At 34.3% G+C, this 318-nt stretch carries 1 rRNA gene; it reads left to right on the top strand.

What is annotated here, in order from left to right:
- Positions 1-59 (top strand): 16S ribosomal RNA (locus BW139_RS18225); the annotation flags it as partial.
- Positions 60-318 lie beyond the last annotated feature (259 nt).

The following is a 318-nucleotide window of genomic DNA, read 5'->3' as shown; positions in this document are numbered from 1 at the left end:
CTGGGGTGAAGTCGTAACAAGGTAGCCCTAGGGGAACCTGGGGCTGGATCACCTCCTTATACGATTTAGAACTTATTTGTTCGTAGTGTCCACACAGATGATTGTTAGTTAGTTTTACCCTTTGGGTTAACTAATTAATATGCTCTTTAAAAATTTGGAAAAGCTGATAATAAAATTCGTATGAATAACATTTGTTATTTGTACAGAGTTTTCAAAAGTAAAAAAGAATGATAGCAGTATCATTCAGTGCCATTTAATGAACGTTTCGTTTGTTGATTGGTATCTACTTTAGTATTCAATATTAACTTCTGGCGAAGT

Source organism: Pseudoalteromonas sp. SK18 (assembly GCF_001974855.1).
Taxonomy (GTDB): Bacteria; Pseudomonadota; Gammaproteobacteria; order Enterobacterales; family Alteromonadaceae; genus Pseudoalteromonas.
Note: the sequence above shows the minus strand (reverse complement) of the source record. Positions and strands in the feature narration are given on the sequence as shown.